The 4,307-nt window shown below is 71.0% G+C and carries 1 protein-coding gene and 11 pseudogenes; all 12 read left to right on the top strand.

The annotated features are described in order from the left end of the window. Positions 1–280, top strand: a pseudogene (locus UG55_RS30405) (hypothetical protein); the annotation flags it as partial. A 2-nt stretch (positions 281–282) separates the two neighbouring features. Next, positions 283–569 (top strand): annotated as a pseudogene (locus UG55_RS43165) (FHA domain-containing protein); the annotation flags it as partial. A gap of 1 nt (position 570) precedes the next feature. After that, positions 571–834: pseudogene (locus UG55_RS43170) on the top strand (FHA domain-containing protein); the annotation flags it as partial. Beyond that, the coding region (locus UG55_RS43175) for a PP2C family protein-serine/threonine phosphatase (protein WP_396231012.1) at positions 831–1,044 on the top strand (214 nt) is incomplete at its 3' end. The pseudogene UG55_RS43170 and the gene UG55_RS43175, both read left to right, overlap by 4 nt. A 1-nt stretch (position 1,045) precedes the next feature. Continuing rightward, positions 1,046–2,203, top strand: a pseudogene (locus UG55_RS24815) (PP2C family protein-serine/threonine phosphatase); the annotation flags it as partial. A gap of 53 nt (positions 2,204–2,256) precedes the next feature. Continuing rightward, positions 2,257–2,731: pseudogene (locus UG55_RS46400) on the top strand (FtsW/RodA/SpoVE family cell cycle protein); the annotation flags it as partial. A 1-nt stretch (position 2,732) separates the two neighbouring features. Continuing rightward, positions 2,733–3,120 (top strand): annotated as a pseudogene (locus UG55_RS43185) (FtsW/RodA/SpoVE family cell cycle protein); the annotation flags it as partial. Between the two features lie 22 nt (positions 3,121–3,142). Then, a pseudogene (locus tag UG55_RS43195) lies at positions 3,143–3,312 on the top strand (FtsW/RodA/SpoVE family cell cycle protein); the annotation flags it as partial. 1 nt (position 3,313) lies between these two features. Next, a pseudogene (locus UG55_RS43200) lies at positions 3,314–3,532 on the top strand (FtsW/RodA/SpoVE family cell cycle protein); the annotation flags it as partial. A gap of 1 nt (position 3,533) precedes the next feature. Next, positions 3,534–3,738, top strand: a pseudogene (locus UG55_RS43205) (FtsW/RodA/SpoVE family cell cycle protein); the annotation flags it as partial. After that, positions 3,735–3,965, top strand: a pseudogene (locus tag UG55_RS43210) (penicillin-binding protein 2); the annotation flags it as partial. The pseudogenes UG55_RS43205 and UG55_RS43210, both read left to right, overlap by 4 nt. Position 3,966: 1 nt before the next feature. Further along, positions 3,967–4,307: pseudogene (locus UG55_RS46405) on the top strand (penicillin-binding transpeptidase domain-containing protein); the annotation flags it as partial.

A 4,307-nucleotide genomic window follows, 5' to 3' on the forward strand; every position in this document is an offset into this window, starting at 1 on the left:
CCGCGAGGGGCCCGCGCCGCGCTTCCGCGAGGACGGGCGCCCGCCGCGCGACCAGCCCGGCCCGGCCGCCGGGCCGCCGGAGTACGGGCGCGATCCTGGCCGGGGGTACCGTCCGGATCCACCCCGGGGCGGCGCGAGAGACGCGGATGGTGACGAGATGTACCGGCCTCCCAGGAGCCCGTCCCCCGCGAACCCGCGGCAGCGCCCGCCCGCCCGCCCGGCCGACGACGGCCTTGAGGCTCTGGAGCCTCTCGACGACGACCGTCGCAGGGACTGGTAGCCGTGGATCCCACCGAGCCCAGCGAACTCGTCCTGCTGCTGGTAAAGATCGGCTTTCTGGCCCTGCTCTGGGGTTTCGTCCTGGTCACGGTCAGGGCGGTCCGGCTGGATATGTTCGGTCCGACCCAACGGCAGCAGCGGCGGCAGCCGGTTGTCGCCAGAGCGCCCTCCCCGGCCCCGGCAGGGCGCCCGGAACGTGTGCGGACGCCACGCCAGGACCCGCGTCCAGCCCCTCCGCCAGCCCCCCCGCCGGCCGCCGGCGCGCCGCCAAACCGACTCGTGGTCACAAANGGACACCTTGCAGGCACAACAATCCCACTGGGCCCCGAGGTAATCACCATCGGACGGGCACCGGACTCGACTCTGGTCCTCGAGGATGACTTCGCGTCAGGACGGCATGCGAGACTCGTTCCTCACGACGGACAGTGGTTCGTCGAGGATCTTGGCTCGACCAATGGCACATTCCTCAACCGCACGAAGGTGACGAGTCCCATGCCGGTACCTCTCGGCGCACCGGTCAGGATCGGGAAGACCGTCCTGGAGCTGCACCGGTGAGCCTCAGGCTTCACTTCGCCGTCCGCTCGGATGTTGGGCATGTCCGAGAAGGGAACGAGGACTCCGCCTATGCGGGAGTCCGCCTGCTCGCGGTGGCCGACGGGATGGGCGGCCATGCCGCGGGTGAGGTCGCCAGCTCGACCGTCATCTCCCGGCTGGCCGAGCTCGACGAGTACATCGAGCCCCCGGACCTGCTCGGCGAGCTCTCCGNCGCGGTCCGGGACGCCAACCGCCGGCTGCGTGACATGGCCATCGAGAACAACGCGCTCGACGGGATGGGCACCACCGTCACCGCGATGCTCTCCTCGGGGGTGCACCTCGGCCTGCTGCATGTCGGCGACTCGCGCGCCTACCTGCTGCGGGACGGCGTTCTCTCGCAGATCACCCATGACCACACGCTGGTCCAGGATCTCGTCGACCAGGGCCGCATCACACCGGAGCAGGCGAACACGCACCCGCAGCGATCCCTGCTGATGCGGGCGCTCGACGGCCGCGAGGTCGAGCCCGACCTGTCGATCCGACAGGCCGTCGCCGGCGACCGGTACCTGCTGTGTACCGACGGGCTCTCCGGGGTGGTCAGCGAGGAGACGATCCTGGAGGCGCTGCTACTGGAAGCGCCGCAGGACGCCGTGGACCGTCTGGTCGAGCTGGCTCTCAAGGGCGGCGGGCCGGACAACATCACCGTGGTCGTGGCGGACGTGCTCGACGACGACCAGGATGACGACGCACCGCTGGTGGCCGGCGCCGCGGCGGAGAAGCGGGTCGTCCCCGGCGCGGCGGCGGCCAGGTCCGGCCCCAACCCGCGCAACGCGGATCCGGAGTCGGCCGCGGCGAAGGCCGCCCGCATCGGGCGCACCGGCTTCCATCGCCGTGGCTCGGGCGACGGCGGCGACGACCCGGACGAGGATCCCGAACGAGCCGCGCCCCGCGGCGGCGGCGGCCGGCGGCGGCTGTTCGTGTCGACGGTGGTGCTGGTCCTGGTGGTCGCGAGCGCCGCGGCCGGTTGGACCTACGTCCGCGGCCAGTACTACGTCGGCGTCGACGATGATCGGGTGGTCGTTTTCCAGGGGATGAAGGGAAGCATCGTCGGCCTGTCGCTGTCGACCGTGCGCTCCCGTCACCAGCGGCTGTCGGAGGTGGCCGAGCCCTACCGGGACCGGGTGCGTGACGGCATTCCCGCCGACGACCTGGCCGACGCGCAGGAACTCGCCGCCCAGCTGCCCAGACCCTCGGAAACGGACGACTCCGACTCGGAGCCCGAGGTCAGTCCCTCCCCGTCGATTGGCCCTGAGCTCGGCAAGTCCGGCGGGTCGGAATCCCCGTCCTCGCCGGCTCTCGCCTGCCCGTCTCCGGTCGCCAACGCCCTGCCNAGCTGCACCTCGCTGGCAGCACCCACCTCATCGCCGTGAGCTCGGACGCCTGATGAGCCTTCCCCCACTCCGCAGGCCCAGGTCGGCGGACCTGACAGCCACCTTCGCCGGCTTCCCGCTACCGAGTGGGCTCGAACTCCCGCCCTACCGCCGCCGCGAGCTGTTCCTGCTCAGCTATGCCGGCATCCTGGCGACCGCGGCGTTAGCCGCCCTGACGCTCGCCCACGACGGCGCCATCGGCTTCCAGGTCTTCACCTACGGCCTCGGCTTCTTCTCACTGTGGGCGATGGGGCACCTCGCCGTCCGCCGGTTCGCCCCGGCGGCCGACCCGGTTCTGCTACCGGTCGTCGCCGCGCTCAACGGCATCGGCCTGGTCATGATCTACCGTCTCGATCTGGCGAAAGCCGACGCGGCCCGCCGCGCGAACAGGGCGATCCCGACCGGCGCGGCACAGACACAGCTGGTGTGGACGCTGCTGGCGATCGGCGTGTTCGTCCTGGTCCTCGCGGCCGTGCGGGACCATCGCANCCTCGCCCGGTACGCCTACACCGCCGGTCTGGCCGGGCTGGTCTTCCTCGTGCTGCCGATCGCGCCCGGCATCGGCGCCACGATCAACGGCGCCCGGCTCTGGCTGCAGGTCGGACCGTTCTCGTTCCAGCCCAGCGAGGTCTCGAAGATCATCCTTATGATCTTCTTCGCGGCCTATCTGGTGAACAAACGGGAGGTCCTCTCGCTGGCCTCCCGCTCCTTCCTCGGTATGAAGATCCCGCGGGCGCGGGACCTGGGGCCGGTACTCGTGGCGTGGCTGGCCAGTCTCGGCGTGCTGGTGGTCCAGAAGGACCTCGGATCGTCGCTGCTGTTCTTCGGCATGTTCCTGGTGATCCTGTACGTGGCGACCCAGCGGGCGTCCTGGGTCNCCATCGGCCTCGCCCTGTTCNTGCTCGGCGCCGTCGTGGCGCACAGCCTGTTCAGCCACGTGCAGATCCGCGTGGACGGCTGGCTGCACGCCTTCGACGGGAGCAATCCCTCCGGCAAGTCGTTCCAGCTCGTCCAGGGTCTCTACGGCTTCGCCGCGGGCGGTCTGACCGGCACCGGGATCGGCCAGGGCNGCCCCCAGCGGGTGCCGTTCGCCAACACCGACTTCATCATGGCCAGCCTGGGCGAGGAGTTCGGGCTGACCGGCGTGATGGCGATCCTGCTGCTGTACGCCCTCGTCGCCGCCCGCGGCATCCGCGCCGCGCTCGGCGCCAAGGACCCGTTCGGCAAGCTGTTGGCCACCGGACTGTCCGCGACGCTGGCGCTACAGGTCTTCGTGCAGGTCGGCGGGGNGATGCGGCTGATCCCGCTGACCGGTCTGACGTTGCCCTTCGTCTCCTACGGCGGGTCGTCCATCGTCGCCAACGCCGCCATCATCGCGCTGCTGCTGCGGATCAGCGACGCCGCGCGCCGGTTGGACGAACCCGCTCCGGATGCCCCGCTGTTCGACCCGAGCGCCGTCTCCGAGAGTCCCACCCAGGTGGTGAAGACCTCGTGAACGCACCGGTGCGCAAGGTCGCCATCGCCTGCCTGGTGCTGTTCGCGGCCCTGCTGGTGAACGCGAACTGGATCCAGGTCGGGCAGGTCGACCGCCTCAAGCGGGAGCCGACCAACGCGCGTCAGATCACCGAGCGCCTGGAGCGCCAGCGCGGCGGGATCATCGCCGGCGACACCCAGCTGGCGATCTCCGTCCCGGTCGACGACGAGTACAAGTACCAGCGCCAGNACCCGGCCGGCCAGCTCTACGCGAACGTGACGGGCTACTACACGCTGTTCACCGCCGCGGGCCTCGAACGCGCCGAGGACATCTTCCTCTCCGGCGACGACGACCGTCTCCTCGCGAGCCGGGTCACCGACCTGTTCACCGGCGAGGAACGGCGCGGCGGCACCGTGGTGACCACGATCGTGCCGCGCCTCCAGCAGGTCGCCACCGAGGCACTCGCGGGTCGCAAGGGCGCCGTCGTCGCACTCGACCCGTCCACCGGCGCCATCCTCGCGATGGTCACGAGCCCGACCTACGACCCGAACGCGCTCGCGACCCACGACGAGTCCGCGGCGACCGGCGCC

The sequence above is a fragment of the Frankia sp. EI5c genome, from assembly GCF_001636565.1.
In the GTDB taxonomy this organism is placed as follows: Bacteria; Actinomycetota; Actinomycetes; order Frankiales; family Frankiaceae; genus Parafrankia.